General features: G+C 44.2%; 16 protein-coding genes. 4 read left to right on the top strand and 12 right to left on the bottom strand.

All coding sequences use genetic code 11. The annotated features are described in order from the left end of the window. Positions 1–4 precede the first annotated feature (4 nt). Entirely contained in the window at positions 5–679 is a 675-nt protein-coding gene (locus tag V6W81_RS12450) for a pentapeptide repeat-containing protein (RefSeq protein WP_338543472.1), read from the top strand. 155 nt (positions 680–834) lie between these two features. Here V6W81_RS12450 and V6W81_RS12445 read toward each other — a convergent pair whose 3' ends face one another. The 6 genes from V6W81_RS12445 to V6W81_RS12420 form a co-directional block, all read right to left on the bottom strand. Then, positions 835–3,267, bottom strand: coding sequence for a glycogen/starch/alpha-glucan phosphorylase (locus tag V6W81_RS12445; protein ID WP_338543471.1), 2,433 nt, complete (start codon positions 3,265–3,267; stop codon positions 835–837). Positions 3,268–3,715: 448 nt separating this feature from the next. After that, positions 3,716–4,819, bottom strand: coding sequence for a glucose-1-phosphate adenylyltransferase subunit GlgD (glgD, locus tag V6W81_RS12440; protein WP_145048382.1), 1,104 nt, complete (start codon positions 4,817–4,819; stop codon positions 3,716–3,718). A 26-nt stretch (positions 4,820–4,845) separates the two neighbouring features. Beyond that, complete coding sequence (locus V6W81_RS12435) at positions 4,846–6,015, bottom strand: glucose-1-phosphate adenylyltransferase (protein WP_338543992.1); 1,170 nt, start codon at positions 6,013–6,015, stop codon at positions 4,846–4,848. Positions 6,016–6,572: 557 nt separating this feature from the next. Further along, on the bottom strand, positions 6,573–7,724 hold the full coding sequence (locus V6W81_RS12430) for an iron-containing alcohol dehydrogenase (protein WP_145048380.1): 1,152 nt from the start codon (positions 7,722–7,724) through the stop codon (positions 6,573–6,575). Between the two features lie 216 nt (positions 7,725–7,940). Beyond that, the gene (locus V6W81_RS12425) at positions 7,941–8,795 is read right to left on the bottom strand and encodes a GNAT family N-acetyltransferase (protein ID WP_338543469.1); all 855 of its coding nucleotides are present in this window, start codon (positions 8,793–8,795) and stop codon (positions 7,941–7,943) included. 149 nt (positions 8,796–8,944) lie between these two features. Continuing rightward, positions 8,945–10,639 carry a M3 family oligoendopeptidase gene (locus V6W81_RS12420; RefSeq protein ID WP_145048376.1) on the bottom strand — a complete coding sequence of 565 codons (1,695 nt, stop codon included), beginning with the start codon at positions 10,637–10,639 and terminating at the stop codon, positions 8,945–8,947. 714 nt (positions 10,640–11,353) lie between these two features. On the opposite strand from V6W81_RS12420, the gene V6W81_RS12415 reads away from it, so the two are divergent. Both V6W81_RS12415 and V6W81_RS12410 read left to right on the top strand, forming a co-directional pair. Beyond that, entirely contained in the window at positions 11,354–12,088 is a 735-nt protein-coding gene (locus tag V6W81_RS12415; protein WP_338543467.1) for a hypothetical protein, read from the top strand. A 138-nt stretch (positions 12,089–12,226) separates the two neighbouring features. After that, entirely contained in the window at positions 12,227–12,439 is a 213-nt protein-coding gene (locus tag V6W81_RS12410; protein ID WP_056701081.1) for a hypothetical protein, read from the top strand. A 118-nt stretch (positions 12,440–12,557) separates the two neighbouring features. On the opposite strand, the gene V6W81_RS12405 is transcribed toward V6W81_RS12410, so the two are convergent. Next, positions 12,558–15,311 carry a PAS domain-containing hybrid sensor histidine kinase/response regulator gene (locus V6W81_RS12405; RefSeq protein ID WP_338543465.1) on the bottom strand — a complete coding sequence of 918 codons (2,754 nt, stop codon included), beginning with the start codon at positions 15,309–15,311 and terminating at the stop codon, positions 12,558–12,560. Between the two features lie 273 nt (positions 15,312–15,584). On the opposite strand from V6W81_RS12405, the gene V6W81_RS12400 reads away from it, so the two are divergent. After that, positions 15,585–16,409 carry a protein-glutamine gamma-glutamyltransferase gene (locus V6W81_RS12400; protein WP_338543463.1) on the top strand — a complete coding sequence of 275 codons (825 nt, stop codon included), beginning with the start codon at positions 15,585–15,587 and terminating at the stop codon, positions 16,407–16,409. 16 nt (positions 16,410–16,425) lie between these two features. Here V6W81_RS12400 and infC read toward each other — a convergent pair whose 3' ends face one another. The 5 genes from infC to V6W81_RS12375 form a co-directional block, all read right to left on the bottom strand. After that, positions 16,426–16,917 (bottom strand): translation initiation factor IF-3, encoded by a 492-nt coding sequence (gene infC, locus V6W81_RS12395; RefSeq protein ID WP_338543461.1) that lies wholly within the window; start codon positions 16,915–16,917, stop codon positions 16,426–16,428. Positions 16,918–17,020: 103 nt separating this feature from the next. Beyond that, positions 17,021–17,953 (bottom strand): manganese-dependent inorganic pyrophosphatase, encoded by a 933-nt coding sequence (locus V6W81_RS12390; RefSeq protein ID WP_145048366.1) that lies wholly within the window; start codon positions 17,951–17,953, stop codon positions 17,021–17,023. Positions 17,954–18,123: 170 nt separating this feature from the next. Beyond that, positions 18,124–18,447, bottom strand: a complete 324-nt coding sequence (locus V6W81_RS12385) for a (2Fe-2S) ferredoxin domain-containing protein (protein ID WP_338543991.1) — start codon at positions 18,445–18,447, stop codon at positions 18,124–18,126. A gap of 99 nt (positions 18,448–18,546) precedes the next feature. Further along, positions 18,547–19,284 (bottom strand): metallophosphoesterase family protein, encoded by a 738-nt coding sequence (locus tag V6W81_RS12380; RefSeq protein WP_338543990.1) that lies wholly within the window; start codon positions 19,282–19,284, stop codon positions 18,547–18,549. A gap of 168 nt (positions 19,285–19,452) precedes the next feature. After that, on the bottom strand, positions 19,453–20,460 hold the full coding sequence (locus V6W81_RS12375) for an LLM class flavin-dependent oxidoreductase (RefSeq protein ID WP_338543460.1): 1,008 nt from the start codon (positions 20,458–20,460) through the stop codon (positions 19,453–19,455). Between the last annotated feature and the right edge of the window lie 60 nt (positions 20,461–20,520).

Raw genomic sequence — 20,520 nt, 5'->3', positions numbered from 1 at the left:
AATCATGACTCGCGAATCCCGTCTAACCGTGACCAACGAATTCAAGCTTGCGCTACCCAAGCTCCCACGTCAGCTTGAAGCAGTACCTGTAGAGACATTACAGCTCCATGATGAGCAGACTATTGAACAAGGATTATACGAGAATGGATCGTTATCTGGTTGTGAGGCGAATAAAGTTTTGCTGGAGAAGGTGCATTTTAAACATGTTGTTTTTGAAGACATGGCTCTGCCCGGTGTAGAAATTACAGACGCAATCTTCGAGCATTGCGATCTATCCAACGTGAACTGGAGTGAGGCCATTATTCACCGAGCGACATTTCTCCATTGTAAAATGGTAGGCCTTGACCTGCTCGGTTCGACTTTACGCAACGTGCGGTTTAGTGAGTGCTTGGCCGAATACGCTACCCTCCGTTTTGCTAATCTGAAGCAGGTTGAGATCGAGCGTAGCTCCTTCGCTCATGCAGACTTTTATAGTGCTACCCTTAGCAAAATCAGACTTGAGCAGAGCAACATTGATAAAGCTCAATTCTCAAGCACATCGCTGAATGGCATTGATATCAGTACTTGTGATTTTCACAATCTCGGCGTGACGATGGAGGATCTTCAAGGCTGTATCATCTCTGCTCCGCAGGCGATTTTGTTCACTAAAATTTTCGGACTTGTGGTAAAAGACGAGTGATGTTTACTACATTATTAGATTATAGTAACCTTACACGCGTTTAACAAAGAGAATATTCCTCACACGCATACGGATAATATGAGTTGAAGACAACTCGAAGGATATCTATACATAGACAAAATCCCCTCGATTGACCGAGGGGATTCTCCATTTCATTACCCTTTCCAATATCCAGATACCGGTTCAATGCCCCAGATATCTGTAGCATACTCGCTAATGGTACGATCACTTGAGAATATGCCTGATTGTGCTGTATTCAGCACAGCCTTGCGAGTCCAATCCGGTATATCACGGTATGCTACGTCAATCGCGGCATGTGCTTCAGCATACGCAGCAAAATCACGTAGTACAAAATATTCATCGCCATGGGCAACCAGCGAATCATAAATATCCCAGAATTCCCCTTCCCGATGGCAAAATGCTCCCGGATGGATGAGTTGTTCTACTACTTCACGGATTCGGTTATCCTGACTGACCAGCTCACCAGGACGATAGGAACCGGAATGAACATAGTTTAACACCTCATCAGCGCGTAGTCCGAAGATAAACATATTATCCTCTCCAACCTGCTCTGCCATCTCGACATTGGCTCCGTCCATCGTTCCAATGGTCAAAGCTCCGTTCATCATGAATTTCATGTTGCCCGTGCCAGAAGCTTCCTTACCCGCCGTCGAAATCTGTTCACTGACATCCGCAGCCGGAATAATTTTCTCTGCCAGGGAAACAGAGTAGTTCTCAAGGAAAAATACTTTTAGACGATCATTAACAGCCTTATCCTGATTGATTGTGCTTGCTACATTGTTAATGAGCTTAATGATTTTTTTGGCAAAATAATAACTTGGTGCAGCCTTGGCGCCAAAGATGAATGTCCGCGGCACGATATCAAAAGTCGGATCATTCTTGAGTTTATTATATAAATGCATGACATGCAGAATGTTCAGCAATTGCCGCTTATACCCATGCAATCGTTTCACCTGCACATCAAAAATAGAATCGGGATTCACCGGTGTTCCGGTATGATCTAAAATATAAGCTGCAAGTCGTTCCTTATTGCCTCGTTTAATGGCTCGGAATTGCTCTTGGAACGATGCATCTTGCGCAACGTTTGTCAGCTCATTTAACTTACCGGGTTCGGTTATCCAAGCATTCCCGATCGTCTCCGTAATGAGATGAGATAATCTAGGATTGGCATGCATTAACCAGCGACGATGGGTTATTCCATTGGTTTTGTTATTGAAGCGCTCTGGATAAAGTGCATAGAACGGAGCCATCTCACGTTCTTTGAGAATTTCGGTATGCAGCGCCGCTACTCCATTGACGCTGTGGCTGCCCACGATAGCGAGATGTGCCATTCTAACCTGATCATGCGCAATAACGGCCAGATGCGTTATACGTTCCTGATCTCCGGGATATCGATCCAGAAGCATGCTGCAGAAGCGCTTGTTAATCTCTTCAATAATCATGTAGATCCGTGGCAACAGCTTGCTAATCATGGATACAGGCCATTTTTCAAGTGCCTCACTGAGTGTAGTATGGTTCGTGTACGAGACCGTGCGGGTCGTAATGTCCCATGCTTCATCCCATCCATACCCTTGATCGTCCATTAAGATGCGCATCAGCTCAGGAATGACGAGTGTTGGATGTGTATCGTTAATATGGAATGCAACCTTATCTGGCAACCGGTCATAGGACAGACCTAGTTTGTTAAATGTCCGCAAGGCACTCTGTACCCCAGACGAACACATGAAATACTGTTGCTTCAAACGCAGCAGCTTACCTTCATACTGAGAATCGTCAGGGTACAGGAACTCTGAGATCGACTCGACCGAACGACTGTAATCGAGGTATCCGTAATAGTTCGAAGGCGTATCCAGCGAACTTTCGCGCTTCGGCTCAGCACTCCACAGTCGCAAAGTATTCACGTGAGGATGACCATATCCGATGATCGGCACATCGTAGGGAACGGCCACGACGGATTCGGCATCCTTCGTTACGAACTGATAACGTCCATTCTCTTCGTGCGTTTCTACGCGACCCCAGAACTTTACTTCGACTTTCTTGTCTGGACGGCGAACTTCCCACTCATTGCCCTTCTCCAGCCAATTGTCTGGCAGCTCAACCTGGTTGCCGTTAATAATTTTTTGTTCAAACAGACCATATTTATAACGAATACCACAGCCATGACCTGCGTAACCGAGAGAGGCTAATGAATCCAGAAAACAGGCTGCGAGCCGTCCTAATCCACCGTTACCGAGTCCAGCGTCCGCTTCCTGTTCCTCCACTTCCTCTAACGAGAAACCTAGATCAGCCAGGCTGTCACGGACGAGTTCCAATTCATTGACATTGAGTAGGTTATTGCCGAGCAGACGTCCAATCAGGAATTCGAGCGAGAAGTAATAGACCTGTTTATCCTGCCGCTGCTTAAATCCTTGATTCGAGGTCGCCCAATCTTGCCCCGCATATTCGCGAATCATACTTCCAAGTACGTGATAGACATCTTCCTGCGTTGCTTCTTCAAGCGGTTTGCCCAATTTGCTGACCAGATTCCGTTGAAATATGCTCTTGAACGTTTCTTTGTTGTCAAACAAAAGTAGGTTCCTCCCGGTGAAATCCTGTAGAATGTTAATGCTCATGTCCTGCATATTTTGGTTCGAGCATGTTGGCGTTACGGTGACGAATCATTCTTTCGATCGCTGTTGTCTCCCAAATTTCTTGTTTAACCTATTTAATAGGTTGAAATTTGGAGACAAAGGCGAACGCTTCGCTTCTTCAGAATTGATTTCGTCCCCTTCACTTACTGTTGAGCTCTTCTGCAAAATAACTTCTATCCATGAACCTGAATCCATCCTACAGGATTTTTATTTTATATATTTATAGAAATTTCATCTCTCATCAAATGAGGATGATGGTAGCTATAGCTAGTTAAATGATGAATTGCGGCGAATTGCCCTTTTGATCTCATCTACTCCTAATTAAATCAAGGAAATCTATACTGAAATAGGTGTATTTATAGATGATATCGGTTATGCGATCCGATTAGATAATAGTGCTTTTTGCCAAAATATACGGGTTTGATGGGTCACCAATCAACGTCTGCCCACCCGTCAGCTTCACATCTTTATCGAGGATAACATTCTCCAGTACAGCTCCCTCACCAATGTAACACTTCTGCATAATAATGGAACCCTTAATTTTGGCACCTTTAGCTACGTGCACTCCACGAAACAGAATACTATCCTCGACTTCTCCACCAACAATGCACCCATTCGCGAGTAAGGAATGTTTCACCTCGGCTGTATCGAGATATTTAGCTGGTGCCTCATATTTAATCTTCGTTTGAACAGGCTCTTCTTGGAACAGTTGTTCATACAGCCCTTTGTTCAACAGTTCCAGACTATTCCGATAATAACTTTCGATTGAATTGATTACGGCATGATATCCGTCGTACGCATAGGCAGCAATCTTCAAACCATCTGGATTTTTCTGGATCACATCACGGAAAAAATGACTCTCGCCATGATCGATGCAGCGCTGTACTTGGCGCAAGAACAGTTGTTTTTCCATGATAAAAATTTCTGTATATATATTCGGGTGATCGGCACTTTGGTGAATGTCTACCACATTACCGTACCCGTCATGTTCAACTTTGACACAAGCATTATGCTCAGGCAACAATTGATCTACTTTTTTGCAGACCAGCGTAACGTCCGCCCCTGTGCTTTTATGATACCTGTAGACATCCTGCAGATCCGCCTTGGTTACATGACGGCTACCGGCATGAACAACATATTCTCCCGATCCCCGATGAAAGAAGTCTAAGTTATTGTGAAAATGCTGTAAATCGCCCTGTGAGGTATCCGTTGGATCATTCCAATCCGGCGGCAAAATAAACATACCTCCATGTTTACGATCCAGATCCCATGGCTTCCCATCACCCAAATGATCTAAGAGTGAACGATATTTACGCCTTACAAATACACCAATGCTTTCAATGCCCGCATTCATCATGTTAGACAATACAAAATCAATTAGACGGTAACGTCCGGCATAGGGCACCGCAGCTCCGCAGCGAAAGTACGTCAATTCCTTCAATTCTTCAAGCTCATGGTCAAGGTTAATAACTCCGATCAATGGTTTCATCGCATGCACCGTCCTTTACCCTCAGATTAGGCTTTGCTTGTCATTCCCTCGCGGAGCTGACGCTCCAGTTCTTCTTGATCGATGAGTACAATATCACTATCGTCTCCGGGTAAGGGGGCAATGTGTGCACCGTCAGGAATGACGAGTCCTTCCGATATAATAGCGCGACGAATGCGCACATTGTGCCCAATCTTCACTTTTGGCATCACAACAGCATCAATAACTTCACTGTGCTGACCAACCTCGACGCCATAAAATAACACCGAATGGTTCACCTCACCGTGGACAACCGTGCCTTCACTAATAATGCAATTGCGCACCTTCGCGGTTGGAGAAATATACTGTGCAGGCTGATTCGGATTGCGTGTATAGATACGCCAGTCTGGGTCATTCAGATTAAAAGGTGCCTCGTCGTCCAGCAGATCCATATTGGATTCCCACAGACTACGAATCGTACCAACGTCTTTCCAATAGCCTTCAAATGGATATGCATAAAGTGATTTTTCATGTTCAAGCAATAAGGGGATGATGTCTTTGCCAAAATCATAAGAGGTGGATGCCTGTTGTTCGTCCTGGATCAGGAAACGTTTCAGTACATCCCACTTGAAGAGATATATGCCCATAGATGCGAGTGTACTCTTAGGCTGAGAAGGTTTTTCTTCGAATTCGTAGATACGGTAGTCATCATGAGTGTTCAGTATCCCGAACCGACTTGCCTCTTCCAGTGGTACATCAATGACTGAAATCGTGCAATCTGCGTCCTTTTCCTTATGATACTGAAGCATTTTCTCATAATTCATTTTATAAATATGGTCCCCTGATAGAACGAGTACATGCTCAGGGTCAAATTGTTCGATAAAGTTGAGATTACGATAGATGGCGTCTGCTGTACCACGATACCAGTTGCTTCCATCCTCGCGTTCATGTGGAGGCAGTACATATACACCACCATTTTTGCGATCCAAATCCCAATCACTGCCGATTCCAATGTAGGAATGCAACACAAGAGGTTCGTATTGAGTTAACACACCAACGGTGTCAATGCCGGAGTTAGAGCAATTACTTAGAGGAAAATCAATGATTCGATACGTACCACCGAAATAGACGGCGGGTTTAGCCAGTGATTTGGTAAGTCCCTTCAACCGTTTGCCTTGGCCTCCGGCTAACAGCATTGCGACAACTTCTTTTTTCGCCATCATTACAGCCTCCTCCACTTGCTTTCATTCTCTCTTTCATTCAGTCGCCCAAGTTCTTATTCTGTGGATGAGTGGACACTGTTGTCATGATCAGGAGCATGCTGTATAAACCGTGTTCATGTACATTACGTATACAAAAGTGGTGAAGACTCAAATTGTAAATAAGCTGGCATCACTGCCATGTCAGAAATGAAATTAAAATGAAAAATAAAAAGTGAAGAGTCATTTAACTAGTTAAACTGAGGTGTATTATGCAGGGTGGCAATCGATATTGTTGCGTAGAAAATGAGTTTCTTGCCTAAGTAAACATTAAACACAAACAAGAAACACGAAACTTACAGTGTCATTGATCCTAAAAGCTTAACTACTTCTCTCTCGTGCACATTCACTCCCTCCAACCCACTTTGATGTTACTTAGGAATTGTATTCGCTAAGAAGGAATCAAACTCCTTTTGTTTTTGTAAGGAAATATAATATGGAAAATAAAGTAATTTAATTACAGGGTCAAACGACAAATAAGCCGAGAACTTATATTCCCGGCTTGTGTGCACGATTCATTATATAATTTTACGGAACAGCTCCATCACTTCGTCTTTGGAAGGTTGATAGGGGTTCCCAGGTGCACAGGCGTCCTTCATCGCATTGTCAGCGAGTAGTTCGATATCCAAGTCGTTAACGCCTAGTTCGGACAGCTTCTCCGGAATACCGACCTCTTTGGAAAGCTGGCGAATGGCTTCAATGACATATTCAGAGCATTGCTCATCACTTTTCCCTTGCACATTCATACCAATCGCTTTAGCGATATGACGGAATTTGCCTGGTACATGCTTTGCATTCATCTCTTCCACATAGGGGAGTAACATCGCGTTACATACACCGTGCGGGAGATCGTATACACCACCTAGTTGATGCGCCATCGCATGAACATATCCTAAACCAGCATTGTTAAACGCTATTCCCCCAAGAAAACACGCATATGTCATATGCTCTCTTGCTTCTAGATCACTGCCGTCTCTTACAGCTCTCGGCAAATATTCGAAGATCAATTCAACAGCCGCCGCTGCTGTCGCACTTGTAACCGTGAACCCACCTGGTGTGACCATCGCTTCCACGGCATGGGTCAATGCGTCCATCCCTGTTGCCGCAGTCAAGCTAGAAGGTTTACTTAACATCAGTTCTGGATCATTTACTGAAAGGGAAACGAGACTGTTTTTGTCCACCATCACCATTTTCACTTTACGTTCCTCATCTGTAATCACGTAGTTAATAGTCACCTCACTTGACGTACCAGCCGTTGTATTAAACGCAACGAGGGGTACTGACTTATGTTGCGATTGATGAAGCCCTTCATAATCGCGGATATGGCCACCATTCGTAGCTACAATACCAATAGCCTTCGCAGCATCCTGTGGTGAACCACCACCAATCGAAATAATCGCATCACACCCATGTTCTTGATACACTTGAAGCCCATCATGTACGTTCTGACATGTCGGATTAGGCTGAACATCATCATATACGATATAGTCTAGCCCAGATTTTCTTAATATAGACAGCACCTGTTCCGTAACGCCTGAAGCAATTAGTGGACGGTCACTGACGACCAATGCTTTGCGAATCCCCATGTCTTGAATCATTTTACTCGCTTCTTGTATACAGCCTCTCCCCATCAAGTTCACGGGCGGTACATAATAAGCATGTGTTGCCATTTGAACCAGCCTCCTGTTACCCTGATTTGTAACTGACTTCATTGTAACTGAATCCGTTTTCAGATATAGTGAAATTAATCACAATAAGACTAACAAATGTTACATTACAGATTATCTGCAATAAAGTTATAAAAAAAGAGCTAACCACCAAGGGTTAACTCTTTCTTAGTTATCGCTTTTAATTCTTAGTCTTTACTCAAATTTTGATGATTCAGTTCAGGTTCTCAGCAGCTCTTGAATAGGCGCGTAGTACACACGGTATGCCTCTCCCTGCTCAAAGCCCAGCTTGTGAGCAATCGCAATCGAATCCTTACGAAAATCTTCGGTTGTCCAATGAGGTACATAACCACGTTCAAGACATAACCGTATATAAGAAGTCGCCATAGCTGTTGCCAAGCCTTGACCTCGATGCAATGCGTCGTACGTATGAATGCCAATCTCGTGATGCTCATCGCTCACAAATACAGACATACATGTACCTACGACTTGACCATTCAGCATGACACAGGTTCCTAGACCATATCGGATAAAGTCATCGACCCTATACCAGAATTTCAAAATCTCTTCTTGGATTACACCGCTCGCGTCCTCTTCCAGCACTGTAGCATCGATCACGCTAACCTGATATTGGGGAGGTATATCCAAACAAGCATATTGCTGCAGCCAATGATGAAATTTCATCTGATCAAAGGTGAATGGAATTCGATAACCTTTGCCTAATTTGCCTGCAAAGGTCACCTGTAAGGTAGAATCCCAACTGCCTCCATGAGTCGGAAGCAACTCAAGATTCAACATCTCTTCACCAACCCGCAGAGCTTCGGGCAGAAGATCCTCTCTCAATAGCTTTTTCACCTGTGTATGAAATAATGAACCGTCTGGATCACCAATCCAATAAAACATCTCGTGTCTCGCCCAGATCAACACGCCTCCCAGGGTATCTGGGTGATCGACATATACTCGTCCGGCTTGAAGTCCAGCAAGCACTCCACCCATAACGACATGCCCCTGTCGATCACCTACAAGATCCTGTACACGTTTCAGTAAAGTTGAATCTTGAACTAAGTACAGCATGATATAACCCTCGCATTCTGTCTAAGAGTATTCGTAAGTACAGACATCCCAATCTGTCCTGCTAGCTCTAACCTCAGAATGCGATACCGATCAAGTGCGGATTATTCTTCGTACCATTTCACCTCATTTAAGCTACTCTTCGAATTCTCTTAGAGTGCCTTGTCGTCTACGCCATCCAGCCAAGCTTCAATATCTCCAATTACAGAAGAGACACAGCCGTCTTCAAACGGAGACTTAAGTCCCGCAAGCTCAACCAATCCAGTAAAGGACAGGCTTCCTCCGGCTTTGCACAGCGTCAAATAATCTGCCCAAGCAGACTTCATATCCTGATTACTGCGTTTCCAGAACTGGAATGCGCAGATTTGAGCTAACGTATAGTCAATGTAATAGAACGGTGACGAGAAAATATGACCCTGTTTATGCCAGAATCCGCCTTGTTCCAAATACGCATTATCTTTGTAATTAATATGTGGCAGATACGTCTTCTCAATGTTGCGCCATGCTTGCTTGCGCTCCGCCGGAGTTGCATCAGGATTAGCATAGACAAAGTGCTGGAATTCATCCACAGATACGCCATAGGGAATAAATAGCAGCGCGGAGGACAGATGATCGAACTTGTATTTGTCTGTATCTTCCTTGAAGAACAACTCCATCCACGGCCAAGTAAAGAACTCCATACTCATGGAATGAATTTCCGCAGACTCAAAAGTCGGCCAGTTATATTCAGGCACAGCAAAGTTACGGCTCTCGTATACTTGGAAAGCATGTCCCGCTTCATGCGTCAACACATCAATATCACCCGACGTACCATTGAAGTTGGAGAAAATAAACGGCACTTTATAATCGTTCAGGAACGTACAATATCCACCGCCCTGTTTGCCTTTTTTGCTCTCCAGATCCATTAGTTCGTTGTCCGTCATCATCTGGAAGAACACATCTGTTTCTGGTGATAGTTCGGCATACATCCGTTTCCCGTTCTCCACAATCCAGTCTGGATCACCTTTTGGTGTTGGATTACCCGTTTTGAAACTAAAGCCTTGATCGTAGAAATAGAGTGTATCCACATCAATCCGGCTGCGTTGACGTTCTCTCAGCTTGGTTGCAACAGGTACGATATAATCTCGGACTTGTGCGCGGAAATTCGCTACCATCTCCGCGTTATAATCCGTACGATTCATACGGTCATAACCAAGTTCCACATAGCTTGGATACCCCAGCTTTTTCGCAATCTGTGTACGCACTTTCACCAGTTCATCGTAGATCCGGTCAAATTCTGCTTCATGCTCCGCCATAAACGTATACCGCGCTTCTGAAGCACGTTCCCGCATCGAGCGATCCGTGGACAGCTCAAATGGATGCAGTTGAGGCAGTGTACGCTCTTCCCCTTCAAACGGAATTTTGGCTGAAGCAATCAGCTGATTATATTCCGTAGAAAGTTTGTTTTCCTTTTGAAGATCCTCAATGATCTCCGGGCTGAATGTTTTCAAAGCTTGCTCAGCGAGCTGAAACAGTTGGATTCCCCACTTTTGCTCCAGTTCCGCACGGAACTTGGAATTCACCAGCGCACGGTAAAAATCAGTAATATACTCTTGAACAACAGGCTGACTTTCATCCAGGAACTCATTCTCTGCCTTGTAAAACTCATCATTGGTATCAATGGAGTGACGGATATAGACCAGTTGTGCCTGAGTTTCGAAATCACTGCGCAAGGCATTGATCTTGTCCATAAAATCACTTTGCTCTTCCACTGAAGCCGCCGCTTCGAATCCCTTCAGCAGTTCACCGAAAGAGGTCTTGATGTGTTCCAGATCGGGACGTGTATACGTGTATTCACTAAACTTCATTTATGTACACCCTTTCCTATTTGGTAGATTCGGGAGATTCCCGTGTTAAACTAAACCTATTATACAAAAGAGCAGCCTAAAAATCCCAACTTTACGAAAAATATTTGTCCATTGGTCAAATTGAAGAACATGTAAGGTCATATATGTTACACAATCATGTTAGGTCTACTTAGATACATACGCAAACGCAAATAAGCCCGCGCCGCATTATCGCGAAGCCAGCTTATGAGCTTGTCTTACTTACATATGCTATTCAATAATTCAGACTAATTTTTGTCTTTGTCCACAACCATATAAAACCAGCCCATTCCGACCATTCCCACGACCATAATTGCAACCAAAATAATAATGTAAGTCATGAATGTAACCCCCCCTGCTTCCGAATATTCTACACACTACTACCAGTTTACACGGTGAAACACCATTTGAATTGACCGAACATTGACAAAAATACGAAATCTTTAATTTTAATCAATGGATTTGTATACGGGATGATATGTTATTCATTATTCCACGTTCTAGGCATCTGCATCCACACCTCATCAAACGATGCTGAACCTTATGTACTGATTTAATGACACCCCTTGCATGCAGATCAAATCATACCATATCACAAAATGCAATCCATGCCCAACGTTTCATCTGTTATACATCCGGTGTATACTATAAATCTATGAAATAGAAATAAGATTTTACATTGAAAGGTTGAACTAGATGTCGATTCGTATGCCTTTACGTTACTTATTTAGCGCTATCTTACTAACATTGATGTTATCCGTGTTAACGGCTTGCGCAGACGGAGAAGCCCATGTAACCGTCAATCTAGATGGATCATCCGATCTAGATCTGAATCTCAGTGTAACCGATGCTGCGCTAGGCAAAATCGGACAGGATAATCTGATGGCACTGCTGGCCGATACGTTGAAGAAGAACAATTTCGAAGCTGAAGTTACCAAGCAAGGAGAAACGCAGCAGCTTACCGCAACCACTCACTATGAGAGAAGCAACACAACCGACTTTGATATGTCAAGCTTACCTCAAGGCATTAAGGTCGAGCAATCCAAAACACCAGGTTTGTTCTCGTCAACACTACACCTTACTGCAGAAGCGGATGTCATGGAATCCATGCCGGATGGTAACATCAAAGATCAGATTAACAAAGTACCGAGTTTTCTTAAAAACCTATTATTAAAGGATGTTAATTTCGACTTCAAGTTATCTCTCCCCATCAAAGCGAAGGATTCAAACGCAGATGTTGTGGACGATGGGGGTAAAACACTAACGTGGCACATTTCCCCACTCAACCGGAATACACTGGATTTGACTGTACAGATTCCGAACATTCGTAATATTATTATCGCAGCTGTTATTGGCCTTATGTTACTCTTCGCATTGCTGATCTGGTTTTTCTTGCGTCGCAGACGTGTCAGACAGCGCAGAAATGGCTAAAATATATAGCGTAAGGATAAATAATTGTCGGTAATTTGAATCATGACTTGCCAAACGTTGTTAGGGATAGTAGAATACATCCGTACTGTGTGAACGGTTAAACTTATTACGGAAAAGCTAAAGAGGTGACAGTATTTCATGAATATCCGGGAATGTCCTTTACCTGGTATTGGAGTTAAGTACCAGTTTGATACAAAAAGCGGCAACCAACTGGTTATTATTGTGCACGAAGATGGACGCCGTGAATTGTTCTCGGTTGACCCAACTGACCAAGAGGAACTTACGCTAATTGCAGAATTGGAAGATGATGAGTGTGTAACCCTCTCTGGGTTAATCGGAGGATGGTCTTAAGTTTTTAAGCCCTTCTCGGATGGATAGTTCTCCTACAAAAACGAAATGCAACCTGCCTCTAAGCTTAGGGGCAGGTTGTTTCAATTATGGGTTATTCACTTAGGTTACTTCAAAATCTTTAATTTAACGTTTTTTGATGAGCTCGGATAAAGGGGATCCATGTATTCATGACACGACGTATCTCCTGAGAACTGAACGGTTTGCTAATGAAATCCTGCATGCCACACTTCAAACATGCTTCACGATCTGTAGCACCAACAAATGCAGTGATGGCAGCAATGACCGGAATTTCTGGATGTGTTTTCCTAATCTTGCAGGTGGCTTCGAGGCCATCCATGATCGGCATTTTGATATCCATAAAGATCAGATCATAATGCTCCCGTTCCAGCGCCTTCACAGCTTCTTCACCATTCTCTACAATGTCACATACACCGCCGTGCTTACGCAGCATTTCCTCCATGAGGTGACTGTTCAACTGTTGATCCTCTGCCACTAAGATTTTAATCCCCGCAGCTTGACGTGACTGATCAGTGAGTTCACTCACTTCATTGGATTCCTCTATAAGATCCCCAGATTCGTCATTCCAGCGCTCTAGCGACAATGTGAAGTAGAACTCTGCTCCCTCGCCAGCATCGCTCTGTACGCCAATCGCACCGCCCATTAGCTCCACTAGCTTCCTACTGATCGCGAGCCCCAGACCTGTGCCTCCGTACTTGCGATTAATGGAAGGATCCAGCTGAGAGAACGATTGGAATAGTTGATGCTGCTTCTCAAGAGGTATACCGATTCCTGTATCCTTCACTGTAAATGCCAGTGTGAGCCGATCCTCATTCTCGCATTCTGCTGGACTTACATTCATATGGATCTGAATATTGCCCTTATCCGTGAATTTGACCGCATTGCCAACTAGGTTAATGAGCACTTGGCGGATACGCGTTTCGTCCCCTCTTATACGCTCAGGAACCTGGTCCGATATTTCACAGTATAATTCAATATTTTTTTCGGATGCTCGCAGTGCAAACAGCTCCATGACACCCGCTGTCATCTCTCTTAGATCAACCGCTTCACGTGCAAGATCCATTTTACCAGCTTCAATCTTGCTAAAATCCAAAATCTCATTGAGAATATGCAGTAATGATTCCCCGCTATCAATAATGATCTCGGCAAATCCATGTTGTTCTTCATCGAGTTCTGTTTCCTTTAATAAGTGTGCCATTCCCATAATACCATTCAGAGGTGTGCGCAGCTCATGACTCATGATTGCTAGGAATTCAGACTTGGCTTTGTCGGCATGCTCAGCTACTTCCTTCGCCCGAATGATCTCATTCACACTTGTCATGTCACGAAAGACCAGTACGGCTCCCCTCGTTTTTCCCTGATCCATAATAGGCTTCAGTTGAAATTCTGCTAGGAAGCTGGAACCATCTTGTCTCCAGAAAACGGATTCTGACCTTGGTAGGCTACGTCCTTCACGAACAGCCTTCACAATGGGTGTTTCGTTTGTTGGATAAGGAATGCCTTCACTTTGCATTTGCAAAATAATCTCCTCAAACGGCATGCCATTTGTCGCACTCGGGCAGAAATCCATCATCTCTGTTGCAGCCGGATTGGCGAAGATGATATGACCATCTCGATCCAGTCCAATAACCCCTTCAGACATTGCATTTAATATGAGGGCACGTTCATAACTTAAATTTTCAATTTCCTCAACGTATCGTTTAGATTCTGTAATATCACTCGTAATTCCAAATACACCAACGACTTGTCCCTCAAGAATAATCGGAACATTAATTACATTTGTTTCAATACGCTGCCCATCTTTATGAATTAATCCAATCTCGTAGCTCTGAGCTTTCCCCTTCACACTCTCCTCAAAATAGTAACGGGTCTTCTCTAGATCAACCGGATCAATGAGATGTTCAAACGATCCACCTAAGAGCTCCTCTTTGGTATGTCCAGTAAGCTGCTCCTGCCCGGAGTTCGCCTTAAGCAGTTTCCCATCTGGAGCAAGAGACGCTACCCCCAATGGATTGTAGTCAAATAGTGACTGATATTCCTGCTGACGAAGCTCTTCTTGCTGTCTAGCGGTCATATCTCTGGTTACAGCAATCATCTCCTGAAGATTACCCTGCTCATCATACACGTATTGTGTTAACGTATCCGCCCACACTGGCGATCCATCTTTATGCCTGAGACGATAACTGATTCGATCCGGAGCAAGGCCTTGAATCTGACCCGTAACATATGCCTTCACTAAAGGAATATCCTCTGGGTATATGACAGATAAGCCGGAGTGACCTACTAATTCCTCCGGTTTATAACCAAGCATGACTTCGCAGGCAGGTGAAATATATTTGAAAGTTCGCTCAACATCCGCATCATGGATAGCAATCATATCCAAGGATGATTCTGTGAGCATACGAGAGATTTGGCTGCTCTCCTCCAATTTTTGGCGTTGGATGATCAGACGCTCCTCCGCTTCCTTTTGCTTCGAAATATCAGCTGCTTGTACAAGTAAATATAAAGGCTCATCCGTTATCTCATCTTTGACGATACATGCCCGTACACATGCCCATAGGAGCGTATTATTCTTGCGTTTCAAGCGGAACTCCGTTTCGTACATCATGGTAACACCATTGGTCATATCGTAAAATTCAGACCGGAAACTATCCATATCCAGATCAGGCTCATAGATCATATGTATGATTGACTTATCAATTAATTCATCTTCACGATACCCCAACATCTCACAAAAGGCGGGATTGAGCTGGAGCCAACGACCATTCACATGTGAAGCAACAGCAATGCCGATCGGCGCATGAGTATATAATTGTTCGAACAGCAAACGGTTCTGTGTAATTGGATTCGACACCGCTTATCCTCCTTTTCAGTTATCCAACCATTTCGTAATGAAAGCTTACTTCAATACATAACTTCTTCTATAGAGTAGTACCCCAAATCCTATCATTGATAACGATTTTTTTGCACGAAATTTTGGCAAGTATCGACATCTTTTATCTTGTAACCCCATCAAGCCAATAAACCACTAACTCGACCCCTATAGGCTACACCATATTCTCAAACAAACCTAGGCGATTTCATCTGAATATGTTCTGTACATCCCAACGACATGGAGGTATCAATTATGATTATTGTTGCAAATCAACCTCTCCAATTAAGTCCCACAGATTGGACGCCCTTTGAATGGAACTGGCTCCAACAACTCCAGAATAGTTCGACAGTGTATACGTACCAATCCATGGAGCATCTTCGTTTTGAGTGGAAACTGCGTTCTTCTCTTGTCGAAGCAGCAGAGGGACTTAATGCCAGCGGTGTTAGCTTTGCCTCGTTCGAACAATCCAGATGTAATCCCGTTTACTGGAACCGGAATGCCCAAGGTGGTTTTGAGTTAAGACCTAACGTTACCCCCGCAGAAGGAATTCGTGATATTTGGAGAAACGGATCCTTGTACGCTTTTGAATGCGCAACAGCAACTGTCATTGTATTATATGGTGGCGTGCTGGCTAGCATCCGTGAAGATGCTTTTAATTCGTTATTCCGCAACCTGCTTCTCTTCGACTGGCACTATGACAGCGACCTACGCTTAACAGAGAAGAACGGCAGTAACAGTGCGCTCCCTGGAGATGTACTCTATTTCAAAAATCCGGATGTATCTCCCGAAACCCCAGAGTGGCAAGGAGAGAATACGATTAAACTTCGTGAGGATTGGTATTACGGTCACGGAATCGGTATTGCTCGTGGTGAACAAATCATACGCACCTTGAACCAATTCCGCTTCCCAGGCAGCCGCACTTCCGCCTATCTGATGGATACGGTCATCTACCCTGATTTTTATTATCTGTCACGTTTTGCGAATAGCAATAATGCCAATCCAGGTTCTCCATCGACGCCTGTATTACCTGGACAATTATATGTTCGTGTAGGTGGTAGTCGTTATTTGCGTACCTGATGCTTCACGTGAAGGGTTAAATCTTTGGATCCAACTGAACAACAACTTGTTTACCGCTCACTTGTACCCCCGTCGTTTTGGTGCCGAATTCAGCCAAAGCTTGGCATAGCTGCTCTGCCCATTCTTTACCGGCTGCGCCTTCTTTACTTCCGTGAACCTGAATGACCAGCTTCACGGAATCTCCTTTTTTCAGGATACGCTCTGCTTGTGCTTGTTTCGTATCACGGTCATGGTCTTCCATTTGCAATGTTAAGCGGATCTCTTTCACCTTTCGTTTATCCGGTAATTTACCTGATTTCTTCTTATCCTGTTGCGCCTCTGCCTTCGCTGCACCAGCCCCAATAAGTTTGCACGGTGGTGGACTGGTCATGAGAGAAGTACAGACCAGATCCACTTTGTATTGCTTCGCTAAGGCGAGTGCCTCACGTGTGGACATGATTCCCAGATCCTCTCCGTTTATTCCAGTGACATGGACTTCCGCTGCTTTGATCTTCTCATTTTTAATCACATTTATGACCTCCTTCATAATAAAAGCCTGTCCTGATCCATGAGAGATCAGAACAGGCTTGATTGATGTACATGATCCTCATGTACCATACATCAGACGGTTATTACAGACTGTTGAATGCTTCTGTCAGAACCGGAACAATCTGTGACTTACGAGATACTACGCCCTTCAGAAGAGCCTGGCTATCAGCCAACGATACATTGTACGCTTTTTCCACTGCATTCGTGGAAGCGCCGTATGCAAGAGCAACAGAATCGTTGTTGAGGATATCTGTTACAACAAATACGAAGAGGTCAAGACCTTTACTGGAGATGATTGCTTCAATTGCAGCTTGCAATTCAGCTTTTTTCACAAGTACATCGTTAACGTCAACAGCGTTGACTTGTGCAATTTCAACTTTTGCTTGACCCATTACGAATTCTTTGGCATCCAAAGAAATCAATTCAGCAATCGTTTTTTGACTCAGATCAGCACCTGCTTTGAGCATGTCCAATCCGTAGCTGTCTGCATCTACACCAGCAATAGCAGCCAGTTCACGTGCAGCCGCTACATCTTGCTCCGTGCAAGTTGGCGATTTAAACAGCAGGGAGTCAGAGATAATAGCAGATAGCATAAGTCCAGCAATTGGTGCGCTGATCTCTACACCGTTCTCTTTGTACATTTTATTTAGAATTGTAGCAGTACAGCCTACAGGCTCTGCACGGAAATACAATGGCTGGCTTGTCTCAAAGTTAGCAATACGGTGGTGGTCAATAACCTCTACCACAGTTACTTCTTCGATATCACTAACACTTTGCTGACGCTCATTGTGGTCAACCAGAATGACTTTGTTTACTTCATTCGCTGCCGTTTTGATCAAACGAGGTGCTTCCACTTTGAAATGATCGAGTGCAAACTGAGTTTCACCATTCACTTCTCCGAGACGAACCGCTTCAACCTCATGACCTAATTTTGCTTTGAGATCCGCATAAGCAATTGCTGAACAGATCGTGTCCGTGTCAGGATTTTTGTGTCCGAAGATTAACGCTTTTTCCATATTGATAGCCCTCCGTCAATTCTGATTTAGAATAATCAATGTCGTTTATAATTCATACCCTTACTGATTATAGCGTTAAAAGGGCTTAATTCCAATCCCCTTACACCGTATTCATTGCAAATGATTCTCAAGACAATCATTCAAGTCCCAATGATATAGATCATTGGTCTCTATTTTGCAGTTGTTGTCGCCACATTCGCGATGAGATGGCTCTCCAAACGCTCACCTTCACACAGAGCCTGAACAAGAGCTCTACCTGAATCCGGTGTCATTTTGCCATACCAATCCCCTTGTGGGTACACAATCGTCACACATGCATCATCACAGCGTCCGTTGCAACGTGTCCGTGTCGTATGAATAAATTCACTCGCCCCAAGGTTTTTAATCTCATCTCGCACAGCCTGGGTAACTTCCTCCCCGTCGTTGCGCATACAGGTACCACCATTACAGAGTAAAATATGATGTTGCAATTGATCTAAATTATAAATAGCCAAAATGTATTTCATTCCCTTCAGCTTCGTTATCGTATGTATAATGACATGACATAAACTTATAAATTAGCATATGGAACCTAGATAAGCAATGCTCACCTGTTAAAGTTCCACGTCCTCTATGTTCTCTGCTTTTTCCACAAAGAACGTCTGCAGGCTACCATCTTCCCTAATCATAAGCATGTTCAATTGAGCACCATAAGCGCATCCACCGTCGATGCCAATCTTGTCTCCCGTTGAAGCGAACCAAATGCCCATCTCATCGTGCAGATATTTCACAGGCGTGTGCCCAAAGACCACCGTTTCCTCAATTGCCGTAGGTCTGGAGTAGAAAGGTTCCCGAATCCACATAAAGTCACTCTCCGGCTGTTTGCGCCAATCCGGTACGTCAGGATTAATCCCTGCATGTACAAACACGTAGCCCGGAATTTCATATACCAACGGAAGTTGATCCAAAAACTGAAGATGATGGCTATAGTGGTTGCGCACCCACACTTTGGCTTCATGATAGGCGTCCCAGTCCAATTCACTCTCGTCCCATGTTGTGACATGGTCCACATAACTAGCAAGTGTCTGTAACCCACCATTGCGAATCCAGTGGCTATCGTATTCCTTGATATCATTGGTCAACGCTTTGACCATCATCGCATCATGATTTCCCTTCAGCGCAATGATAGAATGACGTTCCTTGAGCTTCATGATCTGATCAACGACCCGTCTGCTCTGAGGTCCCCGATCTACATAGTCTCCAAGTAAAATTAATTCATCCTGAACCGAATCATAGCTCACCTGTTGAAGTAGAGCATTGAATTCGTCGTAACAGCCATGAATATCACTTATAACACATCTACGAATGTGAATCCTTCCTCTCTTATAGAGGTTGTTACCAAAGCCCGATTGAGATTGTGTTGAATACCTGACGGTATCTCATGATCAGAGATGGAATTCAGCAGAAATAACCGGACTTTGGAAACACATACTACACTATAACATTCCCGACATAATCGCTTAATCCTTCTTTAAGCCGAAGGCTTCTGCAATCAAACCAAATGAGCGAAGGCGTGCTTCAAATGAATGAATCGCTGAGGCGATGATCACTTCATCCGCTTCATGACGCTCAGCCATTGCTGTAATTTTCTCTTTCACCTGATCCGGTGTCCCTACGATCGAGAATGAACGACGCTGGCGAATCTGCTCCATTTCCATAGCGGTATAAGGATAATTATGAACCGTCTCTAATGATGGGAATGAGCTCTGTTCCAACCCACGGCCTAAGCGTAAGAAGAAAAGTTCATTGCTTCGAGCAAGCTCAGCCGCTTCCTCTTCAGTCTCCGCACAGAACGCAGAGACAGCAATCATAGAATGAGGTCGATCATTCAGGATCGACGGTTTGAAATGTCGACGATAATGCTTCATGGCCTCTTCCCCGCCTGGTGTGCCAAAGAATTGAGCAAACGCATAAGCCGTTCCTTGCGCGGCTGCAATTCTTGCACCTTCGGAGCTAGAGCCAAGCAGCCATACCTCTGGCACTGTCGGCACGGATGGAGCAGCTACCAGAGAGGCAAAGCGATGATCCTCCGACAATTGCTCATGAAAGTAACCACCCAGATCTGCGATCTGTTGCGGGAAAAATTGTACGTTAGAGGATTTTCCCTCATTGAGAGCTCGACTTGCAATCGGCATCCCACCAGGTGCTCTACCAATCCCAAGATCAATACGACCAGGATGTAATGCCTCTAAGAGACGGAAGTTCTCTGCAACCTTGTATGCACTATAATGTGGCAGCATTACGCCACCTGATCCTACCCGAATATGTTCGGTATGAGCAGCGACATGCGCAATCATGACTTCAGGACTTGAAAAGGAAAGTGCACCGCCACCATGATGTTCTGACATCCAGAAACGCGAAAAACCAAGTTCATCAGCATGCTTCGCAAGCGTAACCGTCTCTTGAAGCGTATCCTGCACCGTACGTCCTTCGTTGATATGTCCATGTTCAAGCACGCTTAATTTCATATCTATTCATTCCTCTCATTGTGTCTATATGGGTCTCTAATTAGATCTAAACCAAGTATC

It is taken from the genome of Paenibacillus tundrae (assembly GCF_036884255.1).
Classification (GTDB): Bacteria; Bacillota; Bacilli; order Paenibacillales; family Paenibacillaceae; genus Paenibacillus.
Note: the sequence above shows the minus strand (reverse complement) of the source record. Positions and strands in the feature narration are given on the sequence as shown.

What these genes read in the sequence shown, in the direction of transcription:
- V6W81_RS12450 (WP_338543472.1), top strand. Translation starts at nt 5, where the DNA reads ATGACTCGCGAATCCCGTCTAACCGTGACCAACGAATTCAAGCTTGCG.
- glgD (WP_145048382.1), bottom strand. Translation starts at nt 4,819, where the DNA reads ATGAAACCATTGATCGGAGTTATTAACCTTGACCATGAGCTTGAAGAA.
- V6W81_RS12435 (WP_338543992.1), bottom strand. Translation starts at nt 6,015, where the DNA reads ATGGCGAAAAAAGAAGTTGTCGCAATGCTGTTAGCCGGAGGCCAAGGC.
- V6W81_RS12430 (WP_145048380.1), bottom strand. Translation starts at nt 7,724, where the DNA reads ATGGCAACACATGCTTATTATGTACCGCCCGTGAACTTGATGGGGAGA.
- V6W81_RS12425 (WP_338543469.1), bottom strand. Translation starts at nt 8,795, where the DNA reads ATGCTGTACTTAGTTCAAGATTCAACTTTACTGAAACGTGTACAGGAT.
- V6W81_RS12420 (WP_145048376.1), bottom strand. Translation starts at nt 10,639, where the DNA reads ATGAAGTTTAGTGAATACACGTATACACGTCCCGATCTGGAACACATC.
- V6W81_RS12415 (WP_338543467.1), top strand. Translation starts at nt 11,354, where the DNA reads ATGTCGATTCGTATGCCTTTACGTTACTTATTTAGCGCTATCTTACTA.
- V6W81_RS12410 (WP_056701081.1), top strand. Translation starts at nt 12,227, where the DNA reads ATGAATATCCGGGAATGTCCTTTACCTGGTATTGGAGTTAAGTACCAG.
- V6W81_RS12400 (WP_338543463.1), top strand. Translation starts at nt 15,585, where the DNA reads ATGATTATTGTTGCAAATCAACCTCTCCAATTAAGTCCCACAGATTGG.
- V6W81_RS12390 (WP_145048366.1), bottom strand. Translation starts at nt 17,953, where the DNA reads ATGGAAAAAGCGTTAATCTTCGGACACAAAAATCCTGACACGGACACG.
- V6W81_RS12375 (WP_338543460.1), bottom strand. Translation starts at nt 20,460, where the DNA reads ATGAAATTAAGCGTGCTTGAACATGGACATATCAACGAAGGACGTACG.